Source organism: Clostridium sp. chh4-2 (assembly GCF_002899675.1).
Lineage (GTDB): Bacteria > Bacillota > Clostridia > Lachnospirales > Lachnospiraceae > CHH4-2.
Genome location: NZ_PKUU01000012.1, coordinates 97,485 through 119,970, shown reverse-complemented (window position 1 = coordinate 119,970; position 22,486 = coordinate 97,485). Strand labels below are relative to the sequence as shown.

Annotated in this window: 15 protein-coding genes and 1 riboswitch; of the genes, 1 reads left to right on the top strand and 14 read right to left on the bottom strand. The window is 44.8% G+C overall.

Annotation, left to right across the window (positions count from 1 at the left end):
• Positions 1-24: 24 nt before the first annotated feature.
• A riboswitch (purine riboswitch) is annotated at positions 25-120 on the bottom strand.
• A gap of 94 nt (positions 121-214) precedes the next feature.
• The 8 genes from C0033_RS14100 to C0033_RS14065 form a co-directional block, all read right to left on the bottom strand.
• Positions 215-5,341 carry a DUF4132 domain-containing protein gene (locus tag C0033_RS14100; protein WP_103228516.1) on the bottom strand — a complete coding sequence of 1,709 codons (5,127 nt, stop codon included), beginning with the start codon at positions 5,339-5,341 and terminating at the stop codon, positions 215-217.
• A 10-nt stretch (positions 5,342-5,351) separates the two neighbouring features.
• Complete coding sequence (locus tag C0033_RS14095) at positions 5,352-5,771, bottom strand: hypothetical protein (RefSeq protein WP_103228515.1); 420 nt, start codon at positions 5,769-5,771, stop codon at positions 5,352-5,354.
• An 81-nt stretch (positions 5,772-5,852) separates the two neighbouring features.
• Entirely contained in the window at positions 5,853-6,812 is a 960-nt protein-coding gene (locus C0033_RS14090; protein ID WP_103228514.1) for a D-2-hydroxyacid dehydrogenase, read from the bottom strand.
• Positions 6,813-6,825: 13 nt separating this feature from the next.
• On the bottom strand, positions 6,826-7,668 hold the full coding sequence (locus tag C0033_RS14085; protein WP_103228513.1) for a carbohydrate ABC transporter permease: 843 nt from the start codon (positions 7,666-7,668) through the stop codon (positions 6,826-6,828).
• Positions 7,669-7,709: 41 nt separating this feature from the next.
• Positions 7,710-8,609 (bottom strand): sugar ABC transporter permease, encoded by a 900-nt coding sequence (locus C0033_RS14080; protein WP_242984504.1) that lies wholly within the window; start codon positions 8,607-8,609, stop codon positions 7,710-7,712.
• 25 nt (positions 8,610-8,634) lie between these two features.
• On the bottom strand, positions 8,635-9,945 hold the full coding sequence (locus C0033_RS14075; protein ID WP_103228512.1) for an extracellular solute-binding protein: 1,311 nt from the start codon (positions 9,943-9,945) through the stop codon (positions 8,635-8,637).
• A complete protein-coding gene (locus tag C0033_RS14070) occupies positions 9,942-11,633 on the bottom strand; it encodes a GH32 C-terminal domain-containing protein (protein WP_103228511.1) in 1,692 nt (563 codons plus the stop codon). The genes C0033_RS14075 and C0033_RS14070 overlap by 4 nt, the downstream gene beginning before the upstream one ends.
• Before the next feature lie 185 nt (positions 11,634-11,818).
• Positions 11,819-12,916, bottom strand: a complete 1,098-nt coding sequence (locus C0033_RS14065; protein ID WP_103228510.1) for a sugar diacid recognition domain-containing protein — start codon at positions 12,914-12,916, stop codon at positions 11,819-11,821.
• Positions 12,917-13,629: 713 nt separating this feature from the next.
• On the opposite strand from C0033_RS14065, the gene C0033_RS14060 reads away from it, so the two are divergent.
• Positions 13,630-15,177 carry an ABC-F family ATP-binding cassette domain-containing protein gene (locus C0033_RS14060; RefSeq protein WP_103228509.1) on the top strand — a complete coding sequence of 516 codons (1,548 nt, stop codon included), beginning with the start codon at positions 13,630-13,632 and terminating at the stop codon, positions 15,175-15,177.
• A gap of 932 nt (positions 15,178-16,109) precedes the next feature.
• On the opposite strand, the gene C0033_RS14055 is transcribed toward C0033_RS14060, so the two are convergent.
• From C0033_RS14055 to C0033_RS14030, 6 genes are all read right to left on the bottom strand, one after another.
• Entirely contained in the window at positions 16,110-17,033 is a 924-nt protein-coding gene (locus C0033_RS14055) for a DMT family transporter (RefSeq protein WP_103228508.1), read from the bottom strand.
• An 87-nt stretch (positions 17,034-17,120) separates the two neighbouring features.
• On the bottom strand, positions 17,121-17,984 hold the full coding sequence (locus tag C0033_RS14050; RefSeq protein WP_103228507.1) for a YitT family protein: 864 nt from the start codon (positions 17,982-17,984) through the stop codon (positions 17,121-17,123).
• A gap of 337 nt (positions 17,985-18,321) precedes the next feature.
• Positions 18,322-19,824, bottom strand: a complete 1,503-nt coding sequence (gene galT, locus C0033_RS14045; protein ID WP_103228506.1) for a UDP-glucose--hexose-1-phosphate uridylyltransferase — start codon at positions 19,822-19,824, stop codon at positions 18,322-18,324.
• Between the two features lie 239 nt (positions 19,825-20,063).
• On the bottom strand, positions 20,064-20,579 hold the full coding sequence (locus C0033_RS14040) for a Gx transporter family protein (RefSeq protein WP_242984503.1): 516 nt from the start codon (positions 20,577-20,579) through the stop codon (positions 20,064-20,066).
• Between the two features lie 92 nt (positions 20,580-20,671).
• The gene (locus C0033_RS14035; RefSeq protein ID WP_103228505.1) at positions 20,672-21,463 is read right to left on the bottom strand and encodes a GntR family transcriptional regulator; all 792 of its coding nucleotides are present in this window, start codon (positions 21,461-21,463) and stop codon (positions 20,672-20,674) included.
• A gap of 55 nt (positions 21,464-21,518) precedes the next feature.
• Entirely contained in the window at positions 21,519-22,409 is an 891-nt protein-coding gene (locus tag C0033_RS14030) for a DMT family transporter (protein WP_103228504.1), read from the bottom strand.
• Between the last annotated feature and the right edge of the window lie 77 nt (positions 22,410-22,486).

Genomic DNA, 22,486 nt, shown 5'->3' with positions numbered 1-22,486 from the left:
CAGATTTGTTAAAAACAAAAAAAGAGCTGGCTACATAGAATATGTAGTCAACTCTTTCGGTAGTTGGTAGAGACTCTGGGCCAATCCCCAGGATATACATAATTGGTTCACGATTTATTAAGTTGAGTAATATTATATCATTCAAGTTATTGGCAGTCTATTAACAAAAATGTAAAAAATCAGCTCTTTTTTTGGTAATTATTACCAAACGCAACTACAAAGCTGCGATCTGATCCAGGATATAAGGATCTTTCAACTTTTTATCCTCAGCAAACATCACTACCTTAGATATGATTTCCGCGGTCTTAGGATCTTCATCCAAAAACGGCAGGAACAGCTTTCCTCTTCCCTGGGAATGGACGGGCAGCACATTGATCTGATGGCCGCCGGCCTGATGGATCACGCCGCTTCCCAGATGAATGCTGTAGCTTCCTCTTGCACCTTCCACAAATGCATGGCTGCCTTCCAGCCGCACGTTGGTGAGCTTAAACAGCGGCAGGGAGAATTCCAGAACCGCCCTCCGCATCTCCATGGTGGAGTGGCTGGTTTCCGGGTCCACGCCTCCCGCGTGGGCGACGCTCACCGCCAGATCCACATCTCGCATCACTTCGGAATAAACGATATCGGGAATATCCTGGATCTTCACCCGGTTAAAGGTCTTTCTGTCGCAGAATTCCACCCATTCCAAAGTGGGCGCTTCAATATCGCTGGGCGAAAACCAATCGGCCAAAGCGTAGATATGGGCGATCAGATTCTCCTTATAGTAAACTTTCTGAAGCCCTTCTTCATAATCCGCAATCCACCGCCGTCTCTTCAGGCAGGCCACCGTCTTGGACGGCTGAATCTGGTTTCCGGCAAACATGGTGGACCGTTCTTTTTCCAGTTCTTCCGGAAGTTTTACATACAGTTCACGGAATACCTGTTTAAACGGCTGTTTTTTGATTCCGCCTTCCCGGGCTCCGGCAAAGATCATCTTCTGGTATTCGTGCCAGCAGCCGGACCGGTAGAGATCATAGGGGTGGGCGATCCTGATCTGCGCCTCTCCTGCCAGAGGATGTATCTCTCCGAAACAGTCCATAAGTCCTTCGCCCATCATCCAGCCGTGGACCGGATTTTCTTCCCCGGTGATAAATACCAGGGACCGGATCACAGGTTCGATCACCGGATTCTCACACAGCAGGTTCAATTCCTGATACCGGTATAACTCCTGCTCTTCCATGGACTGCTCAAACATCTTCACCGTTCTGGAATGCTGGTCCTTCAGCTTCTTTTCGATCTCTTTCAGTTTCAGATAATATTCCTGTTTTTTAAGCTTTGACGGCACGGTCTTCTGGGCTTTTCCGCCCTTTTTACAGATTATCTCCGTCTTTCCGTATTCATCGGTAGAAAGCTGCAAAGTGACGCCTTCCTCCTCATGCTCTTCAAAATATGGCTGGTACGTCTTAATCAGCTCTGATTCCATGGCCAGAGTAAGGCGGGTTACATCCGCATATCCTGCTGTAGTAGCCATATTTTTCAGCGCGGTAGCCACGGCCAGGGCTTCGCTGGCCCTCCTTTGAGCGCCGAACTGCCTGCTTTCCTTTAAAAATTTCTGTAAAAATTCATACCTGTCCAGAAGATCAGCCTTATCCGCAATGGGCACCAGGCCGTAGCTCATCAGCAGATCCTTATTCCGTTTATCCTGGATCACCGGCACCAGCTCCTCTGTGGTCACCTTTCCAAGGGCGGCGTCCGAATACTTTCTGGCCCTGGCATGCTTGCTTCCGTCAGAAATGTATTTGGCCGCATCATAGAGCCGCTGGAACCGCTCTTCTCCTAAAAGCCCGTAAGCTTCTTTAAACCAGGATACATCAAATGCGCCGTTGTTCAAGTCTTCCGGCGACAGAGGGGTATATTTTGCGATCATAGCCGCTTTTTTATCGTCAAACCGCTCGTTCATATGAGCCATGAAATAATAACAGCCGCTCTTTAAACCGGGCCATCCCAGATATTCTTCAATCATGGAAAGCCACTGGGGCGCATACATGGCCGTCTCTATGATCTTCTGCTCTTTAATCCTGGATTTTCCAAAGATCTCCTGCATCTTTTCAGCGTTGTCATCCTCCCGCGGATAACAGATTTGAAGAAGATAGCTGAGACACTCTTTCCTTCCCGACCGGCTTCCCGACCAGTAGTAATACGTTCCCCTGTCCAGTTTATCGTTTCCTAATGCCTTTAAAATCTGAGCCAGACGTTCTAAGCCGAAGATGCGCTTCATAAAAGGCACGCTGTCGGAAAAAGCGGTTGCCATCTCCCCTCTCTTCAGTTCCACATCCAGAATCATGTCCGTAATCTTAAAATAGACCTGACGTCCCAGTTTAACAAACGGGCTGTCCTGATCAAGCTTTTCTTCCTCCAGCTCCTTTTTGGAAAGGAACCGGCTCAAACAGACTTTGTCACGAACCGTCATGGTATCCATCACGAGGCGGGACAGGTCTTCCAACGCAACGCAGAGCCCGACCTTCGTAAATGCGGCCTGGTACACCAGTTCCATGGGAACCAGCCCCAGAATACAGGCTTTTATGTAATAGTAAATGGAGAGGAACGAACCCGTCTGACGGTTATAGGAAACGCCGCTCTTTTCGCGGTGTTCACTGAAGTCAAATTTTTCATCCAACAGATATAATGCCATAAAATTCCGGCCAAACTCTTCATCATCTTTCCAGTCCTTTAATGTGTTAAGAACATTTAAAAGAACCGGAAAACTGGATAACGGGTACTCACAGTTGGTACTATAGTAGTATCCTTTATCCCTCTCAATCTCATACCAAAGATCCTCTTTTGGTATTTTCTCCACAATTTCATATGCCAGCTCCAGCGCCGCCTCTTTTGTGCCGTTCTCAGGATACCGTTCGTTTAAGATCATAAAGACCGTATTCACAGTGCTGTTGTAACCGCCTTTGGTATACCGATGGGCAGGCAGCCGGTAATCCATAATACTGCTTCCTAAAAGCATGTTCAGATACCGGTCCAATTTTTCTCTGCGCTTAATCTTGCCGCCGTAAACGTTGACGGCGTTATTGGACGCCAGCAGAAGCATTTTTAACAAGTGGGGATCTTTGACTTCCTCTTCATAAAAACGGACCCACATCTCTTTAAACGGGTAACGGTCTTCGAAAGGCAGAGAGCTGCCGTAGGCGATAGGAACCAGGCCATTGCCTAAAAGGACTTCATTGCCCAGGGTGTTTTTGTACTCCGCCTCCGCATTTTTCCCGATTAATGCTATCAGGTTATTGACAACCCGGTTCATATCCTTACCGGACACGGAAAAATAACTTTGGATCACATTCAAGTCCGGCTTTCGCACCGGGCAGGAGAAAGTGAAATCAGGCTGGTAAAGACCGTATCCTTCCTCCTGGTCCGATTTTTCGTTTTCTGTGATTTCATTGATCAAAATCTGCTCTTTATCCGTAACCATCTCTGCATTTCTGGCTTCACAGACCAGTTTTTCCTTTAATTCCTGGCTTCTTTCCGACTTTTTAGCCTGGATAATCAAAGACAGGCCTCCGTCTCTGATCTCCTCCTGGGAGGAACCGAGAAGGCGCTTAACGGAAGGAATCAGAAGGTCATCCGGCTGTTTTTCCAAAAGCTTTAATACATTTCTTCGGATATCCCCGCTTTTGTATTTCAAAAATCCTTCCAGCTGCTCATAATCTGCTGCCGAAAGCGTGAGTTTATCCGCAATCTGAAACGCCTTTTCCCTGGCGCTGCTCTCCTTATCCGCGATATAGCGGATCAAAAGATTTTTCTGGCGCTCATTGGACGGGCTGTGAAGCAGCAGCTCCACCCACAAGCCTCTGGACGCATATCCTTCACTGGTATCCAATAACGGCAGCTTTTCCGCCATTTCTTCCATACAGGCTTCATCCTTCAAGGCGTAAGCGATCACGCACATCCGTTTAATGATCTGGGTTCTGGACAGCGCCACGCCATACCAAGGGAAGATACACGGGTAAAATTCCCGCTTTTTCTTCGTCATCCCATCCAAAATATTCTTTAAGATCCCATAGTGCTCTCTGGCCTCTTCTTCACTGTCAAACAGTTCGGATAATGGAATCTCTTTGTATACTTTCTCAGTTTTATTCCTGTTTTCATTGTAATTTAAAGCCTTATATGCACAATCCTGCGCATGTTCCAGATAGGTTGGGAAAAATGCGGCCACAATCTCTTCATCGTCCGCAAACTTCTTAACCGCGGCTTTCGCAGTCACCGACGTAATCCGGCTCCAGTCCAGCGTCCTGTTAAAATAAGACATGGTGAGCAACTGGTTTCTGGTTCCGCTTTCCAGGTACTCCATCATGGCGTCTATGGCGTCCTGAAGCTCATAGGAACCAAGGGTCCATAATCCGATGGCGATCTGGATGGTATCATTGGTTTTTAAATATTCTCTGGCCACTGACACATCTTTAATGGATTTCTGCATTAAGCCCGCCATTTTTTCTGTAATGCGGTCCACATTTTCCAAATCACAGATTCCTGTCCAGGTGGCCACCGCCCGTTTCACCGCGGCAAACCGGATCAGGTTATTGTCACAAATGGTATCGAATATCTTGACAAAAGCCTCTACGGTTCCGCAGTCCGCATTTTCACAGACCGCCTGCCGCACTCCCTCCTGCAGCCTGGCCGCCAGAAGAAAATCGGCCAAAAGCTGATGAAGTCCGCTGTCGGAGCTTTTTATAATGCCGCGGATCACATCCACAGTCAGAACCGCCGTATTATTGTCGCTGAGAATCAGTTCCCGGACAGCCTCAATCACATCGCGGTCTCCTAAGTCAATCCTGGCCGCAATGATGTCGTCAAAATATTTCATGGTAAATCCGTGAATGGAATTTCTCTTATAATCCAGTTTTTCCGGAGCCATCCGGTCCAAAAGATAATCCGCCACGCTGCATTCAAAAAACTGGAACATCCGGTAATCCCTTAAAAGGATAAACACGTGGCTGATCTGAGGAAAATAGCGTTTCGTCCTCACAGTTCTGCGGTACATAGTTTCGGAATAGGGAAACCGGTTTAATTTATCCACGATATAATAATAATCGTCGCTGTACTTCTTTCCGGCAAAAAACTCCGTCAGTTTTCCATAATGCTTCTTCATCAGCTCCCCATAGGATGTAATCGTTTCCTGTCTGCAGTATTCCAGCGCTTCCGGGGTGATGGTATCCGGTTCCGCCCGGTATGTGCCCATCTGCTCCACTTCTTTTACCTGCTTTTTCAAACCGCTTCCTGCTAAAAGAAGCTTTTTATTCCATTTCTTCTTAAAATCCTCCACCAGCTTCAGCCGGGTATCTCCATTGTACTCCATAGCCCTTCCCTCACCACATTCTGCCGGCCAGCATGGTCATTCTGATAAATGTGAGTTCACTCTCCTCATGCAGCCTCACCGGCGTTTCCAAGTTTTCCAGCCTCTCTCCATCCACAAACAGGGCGGTAATCCCATCTTCAAAACACTGCCATGCATTTTCCACAGCCGTTTCAAATTCCGCTTCTTTTGTATTATAATGGATTCCAAAAGCGATTTTACCCGATTCCGCCTGGTTTTCGATCTCTTCTTTAGAAAGCACACAGGCGATATCCGCGTCTTGACAGCCTTTTTTATAAGCGTCCAGATTGATCCGCACCGTTTCTTTCAGAAGGTCTCTCACCGTGAGGACGGAAGCCGGATAGTCGTAGATGACGGCCGCTGTTTTGGCCCGGTTTCTGCCCAGCTTTTTTACGTAAATTTTTACTTTCACAGGCACCTCCATTGTGATTGGTCTTATGGGTTTATTTTACCTTGGAGGGGAGGGTTTTACAAGTCTTTATGAAAGTTCCTGCTAATACATCAGTTCAAAATCGATTATATTTTTCATTTTATCATTATTCACATAGCGGCTGAGATTTTCATAGAATACGGAAAACTGCCGCTGGCCTGTGGATGGGGATTTTCCGGAAACATGAGGGGTGATGATCAGGTTTTTAAGCCCCCATAACGGGCTGTCTGGCGGCAGCGGCTCCGGAGTTGTGACATCGATGGCCGCTCCGGCAAACCGGTCATTTTTGAGAAATTCATATAATGCTTCCTGGTCTATCAGAGCTCCCCGCCCTATATTTATCAGATAAGCATCTTTTCTCAGCAGCGATAGCCTGTTCCTGTCCATAATATGAACCGTTTCCTTGGTGGTAGCAAGGCTCAATACAACAAAATCTGCCCTGGGAATCACTTCATTTAACTGCTCCGACGTATATAATTCATCCAGATATTCCGGTTTTTCAATCATCGTCCGTTTCACTCCGATCACTTTCATCCCCAAATTCCGGGCTTTTACAGCGAGGGTTCTCCCCACATCTCCCAATCCCACGATACAGAGAGTTGAGCGGAATAAGTCTTTTGTCGAATCCATCTTTTTCCATTCGCATAAGCTCTGCTGGTCCCTGAAATAATGAAGATTTCTGGACAGCATGAGCATAAGACCCAGAACATGATCTGATATGGGCATACCGTATGTACCGGCGCTGTTGGTGAGCACCGCATCCTGATTGCAATATAATTCCCTGTTTACATGTTTGTCCACCCCGATGCTGCTGAGATGGAGCCATTTTAAATGAGAGGCCATTTTCACCTGTTCCGGCAAGGGAAATCCCACCATAACATCGGCTTCTCCAATTTCCGGCGGAGTAATCTCACCGTCTCTTTTAAAGACAAATCGGCATCCTGGAAAATCTTTGACCAGAGTTTCTTCCTGTTCTTTATCAAATTCAAACCCGGCCGTATATATAACAGCAACGTTAATCATTGAATACCTCCCATTACCCCTTCATTCCCGAAGTGGCTATTCCCTGCACATAATATTTTTGGAAAAAGATAAATAACACCAGCATAGGCAACACTGCCAACGTCAGCGCGGCCATCACCGTGCCGTAATAGATGACCGTATCATTAAATAACGACTGGACGCCAACCTGTACGGTCCTGATATCTTCGTTGATCGTAATAATCAGCGGCCACATAAAATCAGACCATCTGAGCACCACATCCAGAATGAAAACCGTCGCAAACACAGGCCCTGATATGGGCACCACAACGCTGTAAAAAGTCTTGAATTTGGATGCCCCGTCAATCTCTGCGGCCTCTATAATCTCATCCGGCACGCTCAGGAAAAACTGTCTGAACATGTAGATGCTGAAGCATCTGGCAGAAAACGGAATGATCAGCCCTGCAAGACTGTTCAGCATTTTCATCTTATTAACCAGTACGAAAAGCGGAATCACAATGCTCTCAAACGGAAATACCATCAGGGATAAAATCAATGTGAGAATTAATTTCTTACCCTTAAATTCAAATTTTGCCAGCGCATAACCGCACATTGAATTAATTGGAAGGCTTACCAGCATAATAATTGAAATATAGATCGTACTGTTTATGATATATTTAAACATATGTACATTATTAAGGGCATTCTTAAAATTTTCCAGGGTAAAATCCATAGGTAAAAATGCCCTAATGCTGGTCAAATCCTGAAATATTCTGTTTTCCGGCTTAAAGGCGGTCACAATCATCCAAATAAGCGGAAGCAGAAACAAAATTGACAGTCCAATGCTGACGAAATACAATATAATTTTTATAAAAAGCCTTGAATGTTTCCTGCTCATATCTCCTCCTGCTGCTTTTCAACGATCCTTTTATCCCACATTTAATTTTCATTATCTACAAACCTTTTTACAATAAATGAAATTGCAACGACAATGATAAAAAATACAACCGACGCAGCGCTGGCGAAACCAATATTATGGTATTTAATGCCCTGCTGGTAAATGTAAAATACCATGGTCGTTGTAGAATTATCGGGACCTCCATTGGTCATAACATAGGACTGTGTAAACATCTTCATGGCGGATATTGTGGTCATCAGTATAACAAATACGCTGACATTGCGGATAGAAGGTATGGTTATATGAATGATCTTATCAATGGTATTCGCTCCGTCAATAGACGCCGCTTCATATAAATCATTTGGAACTCCCTGAAGTCCGGCCAAAAATATCATCATATAATATCCGGCCAACTGCCACACAGACATGCCGAGAATCGAATTCAGCGCCGTTTCTCTGCTCCTCAAAAACATGCAGACAGGCAGACCCATTTTTTCCAGAATCGTATTGACCAGACCATAGCCGGGAGTAGGATTTAAGATTACCGTCCATAAAATCGACACTACAGTCATGGACAACAGAACCGGACTGAAAAATGCGGTTCGGAAGATCGTACTCCCCTTCAGTTTTTGATTTACCAGCAATGCCAGCAGGAAAGAAACCACGCACACCACCGGCACTAATACAACCGCATATTTAATTGTATTTATCATCGCCGTGGCAAACAAATCGGCTGCAAACAGGCTGGCATAATTCTCAAATCCGATAAACTTAATCTTCTGGGGCTTCAGCATATTAAAATATGTGAAACTATACCCTAAAGCCATCAAAGCGGGAATCACTAAAAATGTAACGATAATGATAACCGCCGGACCGACAAACAGATATGGCGTGACCCTGTTAACAAATTTTCTGCTGTGCATCAATTTCTTTCCCTTCATTTGATTCCTCCTAAATTCTGCCCTTTTATTCCGCAAAATTCATCTCGTATTCTTCATCCACTGCCTTAGCCGCCTCATCCAATTTTTTCTGAGGTTCCGAACCCAGGATAATATCCGAAACAGCGCTGTTATATGCGGAATTCAAAGTAGTCCAAACCGCAGTTCTGGGCCTCGGCGCACCGTTGTTTTCCAACTGTTCCATGAATATGCGGTAGGGCTCTTCCCGATACTGCGTAAGTGCCTCAGTCGAAGAGTGTCTTGCCGGAAGATAACCCGAAGCCGGACTTCCTGAAAGGTTTGCCTCTTTATCAGTCATATAATTTAACAGGGCATACGCCGCTTCCTTGTCACCGGCGCTTTTTGTCATTCCCACAGTCCAGCTTCCGGTAGGCGTCGCTTCTTTTCTGTCATTGGAAACCGGGTAATAGGTCACTCCCCAATTCAAGTCGGGATATTGGTTTTGAAGCATGGAAATCTGATAGGAAGTGGCAAGCCACAGTGCGGAACCTCCGTCTGCAAACTCTGTGCTGGTGGGTTCGATATTAGCGATCCCGTCTTCGTAAAATCTCTTGATAAAGGATGCAACTTCAACGGACTCTTTGCTGTTTATATATCCGTCTGTCTTCGTTCCCTCCGGATTGGTGAGACAGGAACCAAGCTGTTCCAAAAGCGGAGAATAATAGTAGGTAATTTGGCTTTGATTTGTATTCAGGGTGATTCCGAACCGGTTCTCTTTTTTCAGTTGTTTTGCCGTTTGATACAACTCATCCCAAGTCCATGCTTTATCCTGCGTCTGAGGCACTTCAATCCCTTCCGCCTCCAGCATATCCTTGTTATAGTAAATACCTACCGATGATTCCCATAAAGCGACTGCATAGAGTTTTCCGTCTACGGTTCCCTGTTTCAGGCAAGATTCCAGCATATCCTTTTTATCTTCCTCTGTTACAAATTCATCCAGAGGAACTAAAATTTCATTTTGAGCATAGCTGGACACATTTGGCCCGTCCACCAGCATTAAATCCGGCAGATTGTTGGCAATGACCGCCGTATTGATCTTCTCTGAGTAACTGTCGGAACCGCTTTTAGGAAATGTTTCCTGGACAGCCTGATATTTTCCTTCATACTCTTTATTAAAGGAATCCAGCATTGTGGTCCACCATTCTTCAATTTCCTGAGTATTTTGCGGTCTCCATATGGTTATCTTCTTCACTTCGCCTCCGGTTTCTACCTTCGTACTCTGCGCTTCTGAACCTGCCCCTGCAGGACTTGGATTGGAACATGCCGCCATAAGACCGGCTGATAATATCGCTGCCATAACATACAATAATTTTTTCATTCTTTCATCCCTCCATTTTTCCAAATACTGTTTATCTGAGAAACCGCCAGTTCTTCTACCTCCTCCCTCTTCTCAAACCAGTATTCAATTTTTTTATTCTGCGGCTTAAAGAAATAAGTTTTTGTCCCCACTTTTTCGCCGTCGTTCACATATAGTTCAACAACACTTTTATCCACAAAAATCTCCAGCTGTATCACTGTTTCCACGGTTACGTTTAACTCAGGCTCCGTCTGTATCCCTTTCTTCCCGTACAGTAAGCCAAGCTGATCCCCTTCGTACCTCACTCCAATCCACCTTTCCTCATTCTGCGCCAGTATAATTTGAAATGAGGTTCTGTTCCTGATTTTCAGGTTTAAATGATACCCATTTGAACGTTCGGGCGGCTGCTCATTCACCCTTCCGCCTTTTATCACCATTGTTTTATGATGTAAAAGCTGCCTTATTTCCTCTGCCGGCCTGGTAATCAGCCGCCCCTCCCGGACAATCAATTCTCTTGGAATTGTCATGCAGCCGTTCGATCCGCTGCCTTCCTCTTTGAATTCCCCATAAGCGCTTACCACCCAGCCAAAAGCCAGATTCCGTATTCCTGCTTCAAAAGTCTGCACTGCATAGCATTCTGTTCCGAAATCATAGATACCTTCCTCCTGTGGAACGAATTTTCCCTTCACAATTTCTCCCACATAGTATTTCATTAACCGCTTTCTTCCCATCGGATCAACCGCATTCTGCAGAGAACACAGCAACGCATACCGCTGATTTTCTCCCCGTATCAGATTAACGCATTCCATTGTTTCACATTTCGTATCATCCTGGAAAAAAGGGCCCCAGTCCGTCCATTTTCCCTGCCGCTGCACATATTTTTCCACCGTGCACGTTCCATTGACCGTAGTTCCGATCAATATACATTTTTCCTGCCCAATCCGTACGATCTTTGGATCCCTGAAATTAAAATCCCTGTTTCCCCCCGGCTTATCAGCAATAATCACCTGTTCCTGATCCACGGTAACTCCATCTTCACAAACAGCCTGCATCTGTACTTCTTTGGTCTGGGGTCCCTTATTCCATGGTGAAAAATGTCTGGTAAAATAAAGAAATATCTTATGTTTTTCCGGCCATGCGGACCCGCTGTAGGCTCCGCCTTTGTAGTTTTTCAAACCGTACAATTCTCTTTGAGGAAATAATGCGATAGGGAGATGGGTCCAATGAATCAAATCTCTGCTGCAGGCATGTCCCCAATACATATTTCCCCACGCCATTCCTGCCGGATTCATCTGATAGAACAGATGATACCGCCCTTCATGGAAACACAAGCCGTTGGGATCGTTCATCCAGTTTTTATAGGTACTGAAATGGAACGCATTCCTATAAGTCTGGCCATAGGCCTGATCCATATTCGTTTCATCATACTTATAGATTTCTTCATTCTGAAATTCTAAAAAACAGACTCCATGTTCCAAAACATCCTGGTTTTTACAAAGATAAGCAAAGTGAATATCAATTGAATTACAGAAAATCTTATAGGTACCGTTTTTTTCCAATCGAATTCTGTCATACCATGGCTGATCGCTTGTATAGCGCTTTAAGAAAATTAAATCGTAATCCTTGTATATTTCCACCAGGCCGTCACCGGTATTTTGGCTTATAATCCAAATCAATTCCGAATATTTATCAGTTTTTAATAGATACATCCCGCTCCTTTCTGAACAATATTCAATGTTTATCCATTTATATTTACAATTAAAATTATATTATCAATTCAGGTAGTTTTCCATTTTCAAAAAAACAAAAAGAACATGCATTTTTGTGTCATAGACACAAAACACACGTTCTCATCAAAATCCGCCAATATGCCGATGGATTATCTTACCCATTGTTACTTATTATTCAAATATTCATATAAATAGCTCAGATATTCTTTATCAATCTTACTGGCAAATGGATTCACATTAAATATTTCCCTGATCTTATCCACGCGATATGCCACTGTATTTTTATGAATAAACAATTTTTTACTGGCCTGAACCATACTGTAGTTGCACTCTTCCAATTCACCAATAATTTCTTTATAGTTATCGATCACACTGTCATCCAGGATCTCATCAAATACGTTAAATACAGACTGCAGTTCGCTGATGGGAATCATGCTTTTAAAGTATTTTCCAACATGGTCATAAAAGAAAAATCCGCTGTCTCCCACAAGATTTGCTTCCATCCATTTACAGTGCATATACGCGGTCCGGTAATTCAACAGGTTATTCTGAAATGAGCCCACATAGCTTCTGTAATTAATATTATTTTCTTTCAGCAGCATGAAAATCGGATTTAAATATTCTCCGATAATATATTTGTAATCCGCCAGTATATTACGGTTGTCAGTCACATTTTTAAATATAATTACATGATAATCATCCGTCCGGTAAGAGATATCCTGCCTGGTATGCAGCGGATGTCTGCGGATCAGTTTAAAAATCTCTTCCAAATCATAATTATCCATAACGTGAATCAGGATAGGTATACGAACCAGCGTAGTCTTATACTGCAGCTGATTTGCCAGAAAAAATAACCGGTCGAGATCCAGCTTTTCCTCAAACAGCAATTGGTTGATGAATGCTTCCTTATTCGTCCTGTGTTTAAATACTTTTTCCTTCTGCATCTCGTAACTGATCGTTGCTTCCAATCCCATTTTGATGACAGAAGCTATGGATTTTATCTCTTTCGGGTCTCCGTTAATTCCCACCACTCCAACCCTTTTCCCGTTATACACCAGCGGAAGAAGAATTCCCTCTTCTCCATCCGGCTCCGGATCTCTGCCATTCTTTATTATCTTATAAGCCGCTTCATGAAAGCTGCCTATCCGGGAACTGTCCTTACCAGCAATTATAATTCCTTTTTCATTCATGATGTTAACATTATAATCGATTAAACCAGCTAGTTTTTCAATAAATTTCTGGGCAAGAGCCACTTCAAGCATAGACTGACCGCCTCCAAATACGTCAAATTAGATATTTATTTTCCTATATATTGCACCGCTTGTTTCCCTTATATCATATATTCCCGGCAATCATCTGTCTAGTTTATTGTCTTTCTTTTCGGAAACCCGGTTTTTTATTCGCCCCTTTGTACCAGTGGATTTTACCCGGAATCATGGTTTTTCACCGAATTGACAATTGAATTTCGGTGTGTTATAGTAATTCCATTGTGATTAAGGAGAATTATCATGGATTTTTATATGACTGATCAATTGAAAAGGAAGCAGAACTCTGTACAAACCAGACCGATGAAACATTGTGCAGAGTATGGCGATATACGCTTTAACATTCATCGGGAAGGGAAGTAGTGGATTAAGTCCGGCCGTAAGAGCCGGGATTATTCGATTGCTTGTTTTTCCTGTGAAAAATTGCGTGCGGAAGGCTATGGACAATGTTTTGTCCATGGCCTTTTGTTATTTTATGCCCCGGGTAAGGGATGGATAGCAGAAGGCGGATACATTGGTTGTATCCTGAATTCTGCTTTTTTTATTGGTCAGATTGCGAGCGGCTGATCTTGAATTTACATTAAGCCTGAAGGCATTTCGGAAAAAGCTCTCACGTTTTAATGTAAATCTTCAAGGCATTTTCCAAAATGCCTTCAGGCTCGATGTAAATCTTCACCACATATAAGAACACTAAGAAAGGATGTATTATTATGAGTTTACTTGATATTACCGAATTAACCCATTCCTTTGGCGATGGCTTCCTCTATAAAGATGCAAATCTTACCCTCAACAAAGGAGAACACATGGGCATTGTAGGCCAAAATGGAGCCGGAAAAAGCACATTGATCAAGCTTTGCACCGGACAAATCGTCCCCGACTCCGGCAGAATCGCCTGGCAGCCCAAAATCACCGTAGGCTGCTTAGACCAATACGCCCAAATAGAAAAAGAAATGACATTGGAATCATTTCTAAAATCTGCGTTTTTCAATCTCTATGGGATCGAATCAAAAATGAATGAACTATACGATCAAGCCGCAAACGGGGATTTCAGCGTCTTAGCTGCCGCCGCCAGATATCAGGAACAGCTGGAACACCATGATTTCTATATGATCGATACCCAAATTGAGCAGGTGGCTTCCGGCTTAGGCCTGCTTCCCATTGGCTTAGACCGTCCCATCATGCAGATGAGCGGGGGCCAGAGAGCCAAGGTCATCTTAGCAAAGCTTTTATTGGAAAAACCCGACATCCTGCTGCTGGATGAGCCCACAAATTTTCTGGACAAAGAACATATTTCCTGGCTTTCCGGCTATTTAAAAGACCTGGAAAATGCCTTTATGGTGGTTTCTCACGATTATGATTTTCTTGAAAAAGCCGTAAACCGCATCTGCGATATAGATAACGGAAAACTCACGAAATATTACGGCACCTACTCAGAGTTTTTGAAAAAGAAAACCCTTCTTCGTGAAGACTATATCCGCCAATACTCCGCCCAACAGCGGGAAATCAAAAAAACGGAAGAATTTATTCGAAGAAATATTGCCGGAAGGAAATCTAAGATGGCGCGGGGACGCCAAAAGCAGTTAGACCGCCTGGAGCGAATGGAAGAACTGGATCAAAAAGAAATCAAACCCGTTTTCCATTTTACCTGCCCTCCCATCACGGAAACGGAACATCTGAATGTAAGACATCTGTCCGTGGGATACCATTACCCAGTACTTTCAGGTATTGACTTTGCCATAAAAGGCGGACAGAAAGTGGTGATCACAGGCTTTAACGGAATCGGAAAATCGACCTTGATGAAAACTCTGACAGGGCAGCTTACTCCTTTAGGAGGCAGTTTTACTTTTTCCGATCAGGTAATCACCGGATATTATGAGCAGGATCTGATATGGAAAGACGATACGAAAACACCACTAGAAATCGTCTCCGATTTCTTTCCATCCCTGCCATCAAAAGAAGTCCGCCGCCTGCTTTCCCGATGCGGAATTTCCAGCAAACACGCGGCACAAGAGGTGGGCACACTCAGCGGCGGAGAACAGGCAAAGGTGAAAATGTGTTTATTTCTCATAAAGCCCTGCAATTTTTTAATCATGGATGAACCCACAAATCATCTGGATATCCAGGCAAAAGCAGCTTTAAAGACAGCCTTGACGGAATTTCCCGGCACAGTACTCCTGGTATCCCATGAAGAGGCTTTCTATAAGAATTGGGCCGATCGGGTGATTCCTGTTGGCAAGGGGAAATCTTTATTTAGTTAACTAAGGTACGCCGGAAAGAAGGGGAAGCCTGGGCGGGCGGCGGAAATAATAAGGAATAGGGGATTCGAGTTTCGACCCTAAGAGGTACTAAGGCCGCCAGAAACGCAAAAAGGCAGCGCGGTGCCCATTCACGATGAACTCCTGATGACTTCATCGTTCAAGGGGCACCTCAAATACTGATTCGGTATTCAGTATTTGTCTGCCTTTTTCCGTTTCTGCCGGCCAAGTACCTCTAAGGGTCTGCAAACGATCCCCTATTCCTTATTATTTCCGCCGCCCGCCCAGGCTTCCCCTTCTTTCCGGCTGTTGCTTGGCTAGCTAAGGAAAAAAGATTTGGGGGATAGAGTAGTTTTTTACATCAACCGCGAAGGAATTTTCAGAAATGCCTTGAGGATTTAATGTAAAGGGTGAGGTCTTTACGCTAAATGCCTTGACGTTTAAAGTAAAACATGAAAGCATTTCAGAAAATCCCTTCACGATCTACGTAAATGTAGTGCTATATAAATACCTATACACCAATATTGTTTTTAACTAGGCCAGCCAAAACCAGCATGGAATCAGGAGGCGGAGCCGGAAGGAACTGGTCTGAGAAGGCATCCGGGCCGCCGAAGGAAGATACAGCCGATTGGGATCGTATGGAACCCCTTTAGAACTACTTAGACCCGGAAGGACAGAACGAGGCAGGTAGAACCTGATTTCGGTGTCAGGTTCTAAAGCGCCGCTGAGCAGCGAAGTCATCAAGAGTTCACTGCGAATGGCGCTGGCCTGCCTCGTTCTGTCCTTACGGGCCTTAGTAGTTCTTAGGGGCGAATCCCGAATCCCAATCGGCTGTATCTTCCTTCGGCGGCCCGGATGCCTTCTCAGACCAGTTCCTTCCGGCTCCGCCTCCTGATTCCATGCGTCCCTTTCGCCAACTACGTTAAATAACAATTTTATGCCTTTTTATCTTGAGCCATCCACCTTGGCATTGGAATCTGCGCCAATATAATCGCTGCAAAAACCAACACACATCCGAACTGCTCTTTCGGCTTTAACACCTCTCCCAAAATCACCCAGCCCGCCAACAGCGAAAACACCGATTCCAAACTCATAATCAAAGAAGCGATAGCCGGTTCAATATTCTTCTGAGCCACAACCTGCAGGGTATACCCCACGCCGCACGACATGGCGCCGGCATAGAGAATCGGCGCCCAAGCCTGACAGACCGCAGACCATTCCGGTTTTTCAAACAAAAACATAAAAATTCCTGAGATAATCCCTGCCGTAAAAAACTGTACACAGGATATCAGCACCCCATCCGCCTTTGGGGAAAAATAATCAATGACTAAGATATGAAAGGAAAAGCCAATGGCGCACAAAAATACGAAAAAATCCCCTTTGCTGATGGAAAGCCCTTCCGTCATGCACAACAGATACATTCCAACCACTGCAATCGCCACGCTGATCCACACATTAAACGGAACCTTCTTCTTAATAAAAAGCCCCAGAATCGGTACGATAATAATATATAAAGAGGTGATAAAACCGGCCTTTCCAACCGACGTATAGGAAACGCCGATCTGCTGAAGCATTGCCGCAAAGCATAAAAAGATTCCGCAGCAGAATCCGCCGATCACTCCTGTTTTGAATCGCGCCCTCTTCTCGTCTTCATCCTGGTCAGATTCCACGCCTTCATTTGACCTGCCGAGAAAAAATATACATGGAACCAGAACGATTCCGCCTATAATAAATCTGGCCGCATTAAATGTAAACGGCCCTACATATTCCATTCCCACGCTTTGAGCCACAAATGCCGCGCCCCAGATCAGCGAGGTCAGAGCCAGCATCAGACTGCTCCTAATCCTTTTCGTTTTCATATGTAAAAATCTCCTATTCCTGTAATCCTTTGAGCAAATCAACGCTCATTCTATCACAGTTATAGGAGATTTGCAATAATAGCGAATCTAGTTTGTAAGGAATCCCTTTCCGATAATTTCACTGGAATTTGAGATCAGTATAAATGCGGTCGGCTCAATCCGGCGGATGTAATTACGGAGTTTTACCGCCTGGCTGCGTTTCATGGTGGTCATGATCACCGTCTTCTTATGATGGGTAAATGCGCCCTGCGCTTCGTATACTGTGGCGCTTCTGTTTAATTTGTGAATGATGTATTCACAGATCGGCTCCGGATCGTCGCAGACAATGTTAAAGCATTTGCAAAGATTGATATTCTCGATGACTCCGTCGATCACCAACGATTTTGCCATAAGACCGAGACTTGAGAACAAACCGGTCGTCGGGCCGAAAACGAAGAAAGACATAATCACGGAAGTGATATCCACCACCAGCAACGCCGTACCGATATTCATGCTGGTATATTTTTTCAGAATCATCGCGATAATGTCCGTACCGCCACTGGATGCTCCGATGTTAAATAACACGGCAGAACCCACTGCCGGCAAAAAGATTGCAAACATCAGCTCTAAAAGAGGCTCCGGCGTAAGCGGGGCGTTCATCGGATAAATCCGCTCCAGAGCGGAAAGGCTGAATGACATCAGCATACTTGCATATACCGTCTTGATTCCCACGCTTTTGCCCAGGAAGACAAAACCGCCTACAAGGAGGGATGTGTTGACAATAAAGGTGAAATCACTGGCCGACCAGTGAGTCATTTTACTGATAACTGTTGAAAAACCGGTAACGCCGCCGAATGCAAAATTATTGGGGAACTTAAAGAAATAGATTCCCACCACCATAATCCAGATGCTGATCGTAATTACGCCGTACTCCGCCGCCACTCTTGCGGTCGGATTTTTGATTTCTTTCATAATATGAGTCCTTTTCCCCTACGAATGGGCATAACAAGAGCTCAAATAAAAGGCAGTCAATCCATTTCTCTTATTTGATTCCGTGTAACCCCTTCGTTACTCCCTTATTCTTATTTTATTCTCGTTTTAATCTTTTACCTCAATTTACTTCAGCCGTGAAGGCATTTTCAAAAATGCCTTCACCCTTTATGTAAAAATCTGTTGGCTTTCTTTATTTTCCTATAGAATATACCTCCTTCATATAACAATTACAAACACCAATATAATTGGAAAAGCCACAACTATTTCATTGTGAAATAGTCATGGCTTTTCTTATCATCTCTTTTTATCCGTTTTTTCAGACTTTCTCAAATCCAACCTTCTCCAAAAACCTTGTAAATGCCGCCCTTCCTTCCGGCGTACATTTATAAACTCCGGCATCCTCCAGCACTTTTTCAAATACCAGACCCACTTCTTCCTTTAGAATCTGCTGGATATTGTCCCTGGTAATTAAATCATATTTAGGAAGAAATTCCTCAACCCAGTCCGCATGTTTTTCCAGCATCTCATCGGAGCGGATCTCTTTTTTCTCCACTATGTACTCTCCCAAAACTGCCAGCTCATTTTTCAGTCTGGACGGCAGAACGGCTAGGCCCATCACTTCGATCAAACCGATGTTTTCTTTTTTGATGTGATGGAGCTCCTGATGGGGATGGTAAACGCCCAGCGGGAATTCCTCTGTCGTTATATTGTTGCGGAGCACCAGATCCAGTTCAAACATATCCCCATTTTTTCTGGCGATCGGGGTTATGGTGTTATGGGGCTCTCCGTCCGTTTCCGCAAAGATAAATGCGTCCTCATCCGTATAACCTCTCCACGCATCCAAAACCTTGGCTCCCAGTTCAATCAGCCGGTCGGAATCCTTGGCGCGAAGTCTTAACACGGACATCGGCCACTTTACAATTCCCGCCTCCACGTCTTCAAAGCCCTGAATCTTAAAGTCGGCTTCCATAGGCGCTTTCGCCATGGCGAACGTATAATGGCCGCCCTGGAAATGGTCATGGGTTAAAATGGAGCCGCCCACGATAGGCAGATCCGCATTGGAACCCAGGAAATAATGTGGGAACAGTTTTACGAAATCAAACAATTTGATAAATGTCTGTTTCTCAATCTTCATGGGTACGTGCTGTCCGTTAAACACAATACAGTGCTCATTATAATACACATAAGGGGAATACTGGAAGCCCCACTGGCTGTCATTGACCGTAATCGGTATGATTCTGTGGTTATTGCGGGCCGGGTGGTTGGTCCGTCCTGCGTAGCCCACGTTATCCATGCAGAGCAGGCACTTGGGATATCCGCTCTGTTTGGCCAGTTTGGCCGCGGCTATGGCCTTGGGATCTTTCTCCGGTTTGGATAAATTGATGGTAATATCCAAATCTCCGTATTCAGTAGAAGTAACCCATTTCATATCCTTGCATACCCGGTATCTTCTGATATAATCGGAATCCTGGCTCAATTGATAGAAATAATCGGTGGCAGTTTCCGGCGAAGTCTTATATGCATCCCAGAACTTTGCCGTCACCTCACTTGGACGGGGCATCAAACAGTTCATAAGCCTTGTATCAAATAAATCCCTGTAAACAATGCTGTCTTCAATCAATCCCTGTTCACAGGCATAATCAAGTAATTCCATCAGGATTTCTTCCAAACTTCTTGATCCGGTAATCTCCATATCCTCGTACTCATCCATGTTAAGCACGTCTAAGATCTGATTTCTGGCATAGATCTCATCCTCTGCCAAAAGCAGTCCCTTATCCAAACCGTACTGTACTAATTCCTTTATTGCCTGATCTACCATATGGCTCCTCCTCGCGCCATAAGGCGCTCATTTCATTTTCTCAATTTTCCTGTTGCCCTGCCTTTATTGGCCTGAAATTAAAAGTGTGAAAGCATAAATCTTTTACATCCGTTTTCTCAACGGCCAAAAAGACAGCGGATATTCATAACTGCAAATTGCAAATGCACGGAACCGTTACGAATATGCTATCAATTATTATAGCCATGTATCTCTGTAAAAACAATATAATATCCAACACATTATTTATAATATTTTGTGATTGAACGGACTCTTCCGGCGACAAGACCGCCTACAATGCCAATTACCCCGCCTGCCGCAGTGCCTGCAAACAAAAGAGCCGGAAGATATACCAGGACTCCTGGCTGCTTTGTCACCCATACCGCAATACACAGCTGGCCGATGTTATGGCCGATCCCGCCAACAACGCTGACTCCGGTCTGGCTGAACCATCCCGTCTTTTTTAAAATCACCATAAGGATTAAACTCACGCTTCCCCCGGCCAGTCCGTACAGCATGCTGGACATATTGCCAAAGGTAAAGCCTACTAAGACAATCCTCAGAAGCGCAACTGCTGCGGTTCCCGGAACGCTGACCGTGTATAAGCCCACTATCGTAACTAAGTTAGCCAGTCCCAGCTTCATGCCGGGTACGGGAAACGGAACCGGTATCAAGGCTTCCACGTAGCTGAGAACCATGGCCAATGCAATCAGCATCCCATACCGGGATACCATAACCGCTCTATTTCTTGAATTCACATTATGTCCTCCATCCTATTTTCCCGCAGAGAGAATAAACAGCAAAAAGGATGCTCCTAATTCTCCCGGGGCATGTCTGCCGTCTAAATCATTCAATAAAACGGTTCATATCTATAATCTTTCCTGCGTATCATGTTATACTCAATCACCTCTGTGTCAACATAAGTATGCGAATATATAAACGGCGTATCCGTCTTATCATAATTAATCCCTTTTAACAAAAGAAAGGAGCGGCATTCCTCTCCGCTAAGTCCGGCCGGCCCGTTAATCTCCGGAAACTGGGAGTTTGTCACGGTCTGAATCCGGAGCGTATCCCATACTGCCTTTCTGCCCTTATATTGGAAGAGATAGTCAAAGGAGGAAAACTCCGTTTTAGAAAAACTCTGAATCTGCTCCCTGGACAGCTGTTCCCTCAGAAAATAATCGATGCAGTACAGAGCAAAGGCATTGCCCGCAAAAAATGTCTTTTTCACAACAACCACTTCTTCGCCTGGCACAGCGTTCAGTGACGAAACGGCTTCCTCCCCGGCTTTCTCTATAAATATCCCTTCCAGCCGGATATCCGGCTCTGCCCCGCCTTTTCGGATAATATTCTCATACAGCTCCGGTACAGCCAGATTAAAAACTACCTTCTGGGCCATGGGATTTACGTATGTTCCGCTGCCATGCCGGGAAAATACCCTTCCCTCCATCTCAAGCTCCTTCAGGACCGATCTCAATGTCACCCGGCTCACCCCCAGCATGATGCTCAGTTTTTCTTCCGACGGGAGACGGTTGCCCTTCCTAAAATCCATAGACTGCATATATTCCAACAGCTGTTTTTTTACCTGCCGCTTCAGACTGCTTTCCTGCCCCAATTTGTTTCCTCCGCTATGACCTGTCATGTGTTCTGTTAGTCCACATTTTAGCACAAACGGAGAAAAATAAAAACCCTTTGAGTTAAATCTCCTTTTCTTTTTCCCCCTCTTTTGCCACCAGGAGGACACTTCCAACGACACAGATTCCACCTGCAATTTTAAAGAAAGAACATCCTTCCTTCAGCACAAGAATCCCGAGAATGACGCCTGTGATCGGCTCCAGCGTGGAAAGCATCGCAGCGCTGGAAGGACCGGACAGCTTCACCCCCATCTGAAACAGGGAAAGAGCCAGAACAGAGGTGAACATGGAGACAAGGAAACTGCACAGCCATGCTCCCGGCGTCATATCGGCGGTCAGCTGCCCCAGCGCAGTCCCAAACACCATAGATGTGGCCGCCATCATGATGCAAAGATAAAAGGACAGCTTAAAATATGGGATATCCTTCAGCTCCGACCTGCTTAAATAAAGAATATAAAAAGAATAGCAGATGCCTGACAAGAGGCTGAGAGCAATCCCCGCCACGCTGATGCCGCTCCCCGGTTCTAAAAGAAACAGGATGCCCGCAGCGCCCAAAAACAGTGCAAACCATTTTAATTTTCCCATCCGTTCCTTAAACAGGAGGCGGCAGCACAGGGTGACCACAAGAGGATAGATAAAGTGCAGGGTGGTGGACAGCCCCACGCTGATATAATTGTAAGACATATAAAGAAAGACTGTGGTAAGACCGGTGCCCAGTGTGCCGGTCACAGCAACGTCGTACAGCTGCCTTTTGGACAGGCGAAGGGAAATACCCTTTTTCCGATTCAGCAGATAAAGGACGGGTAGTGCCAGAAAGGCCCGGAAAAATGTCATGGTAATTCCGTTGCTTCCTCCGTCATATGCGATCCTCGCCAGTATGGGCGTAAAGCCAAAGATGATGGCTGACAACATAGTAAAAATAATTCCCTTTTCCCTGCTCTTTTCTGTATTCATTCTGCATCTCCCTTTGATTCCGATTTATTAACCCCATTTTATCAGCAGGGAAATGCCGTTTCTATTCTCATAGTTGA

Coding starts and splice junctions, on each gene's coding strand:
- C0033_RS14100 (WP_103228516.1), bottom strand. CDS start 5,341: ATGGAGTACAATGGAGATACCCGGCTGAAGCTGGTGGAGGATTTTAAG.
- C0033_RS14090 (WP_103228514.1), bottom strand. CDS start 6,812: ATGATTAACGTTGCTGTTATATATACGGCCGGGTTTGAATTTGATAAA.
- C0033_RS14085 (WP_103228513.1), bottom strand. CDS start 7,668: ATGAGCAGGAAACATTCAAGGCTTTTTATAAAAATTATATTGTATTTC.
- C0033_RS14080 (WP_242984504.1), bottom strand. CDS start 8,609: ATGAAGGGAAAGAAATTGATGCACAGCAGAAAATTTGTTAACAGGGTC.
- C0033_RS14075 (WP_103228512.1), bottom strand. CDS start 9,945: ATGAAAAAATTATTGTATGTTATGGCAGCGATATTATCAGCCGGTCTT.
- C0033_RS14070 (WP_103228511.1), bottom strand. CDS start 11,633: ATGTATCTATTAAAAACTGATAAATATTCGGAATTGATTTGGATTATA.
- C0033_RS14065 (WP_103228510.1), bottom strand. CDS start 12,916: ATGCTTGAAGTGGCTCTTGCCCAGAAATTTATTGAAAAACTAGCTGGT.
- C0033_RS14060 (WP_103228509.1), top strand. CDS start 13,630: ATGAGTTTACTTGATATTACCGAATTAACCCATTCCTTTGGCGATGGC.
- C0033_RS14055 (WP_103228508.1), bottom strand. CDS start 17,033: ATGAAAACGAAAAGGATTAGGAGCAGTCTGATGCTGGCTCTGACCTCG.
- C0033_RS14050 (WP_103228507.1), bottom strand. CDS start 17,984: ATGAAAGAAATCAAAAATCCGACCGCAAGAGTGGCGGCGGAGTACGGC.
- galT (WP_103228506.1), bottom strand. CDS start 19,824: ATGGTAGATCAGGCAATAAAGGAATTAGTACAGTACGGTTTGGATAAG.
- C0033_RS14035 (WP_103228505.1), bottom strand. CDS start 21,463: ATGACAGGTCATAGCGGAGGAAACAAATTGGGGCAGGAAAGCAGTCTG.
- C0033_RS14030 (WP_103228504.1), bottom strand. CDS start 22,409: ATGAATACAGAAAAGAGCAGGGAAAAGGGAATTATTTTTACTATGTTG.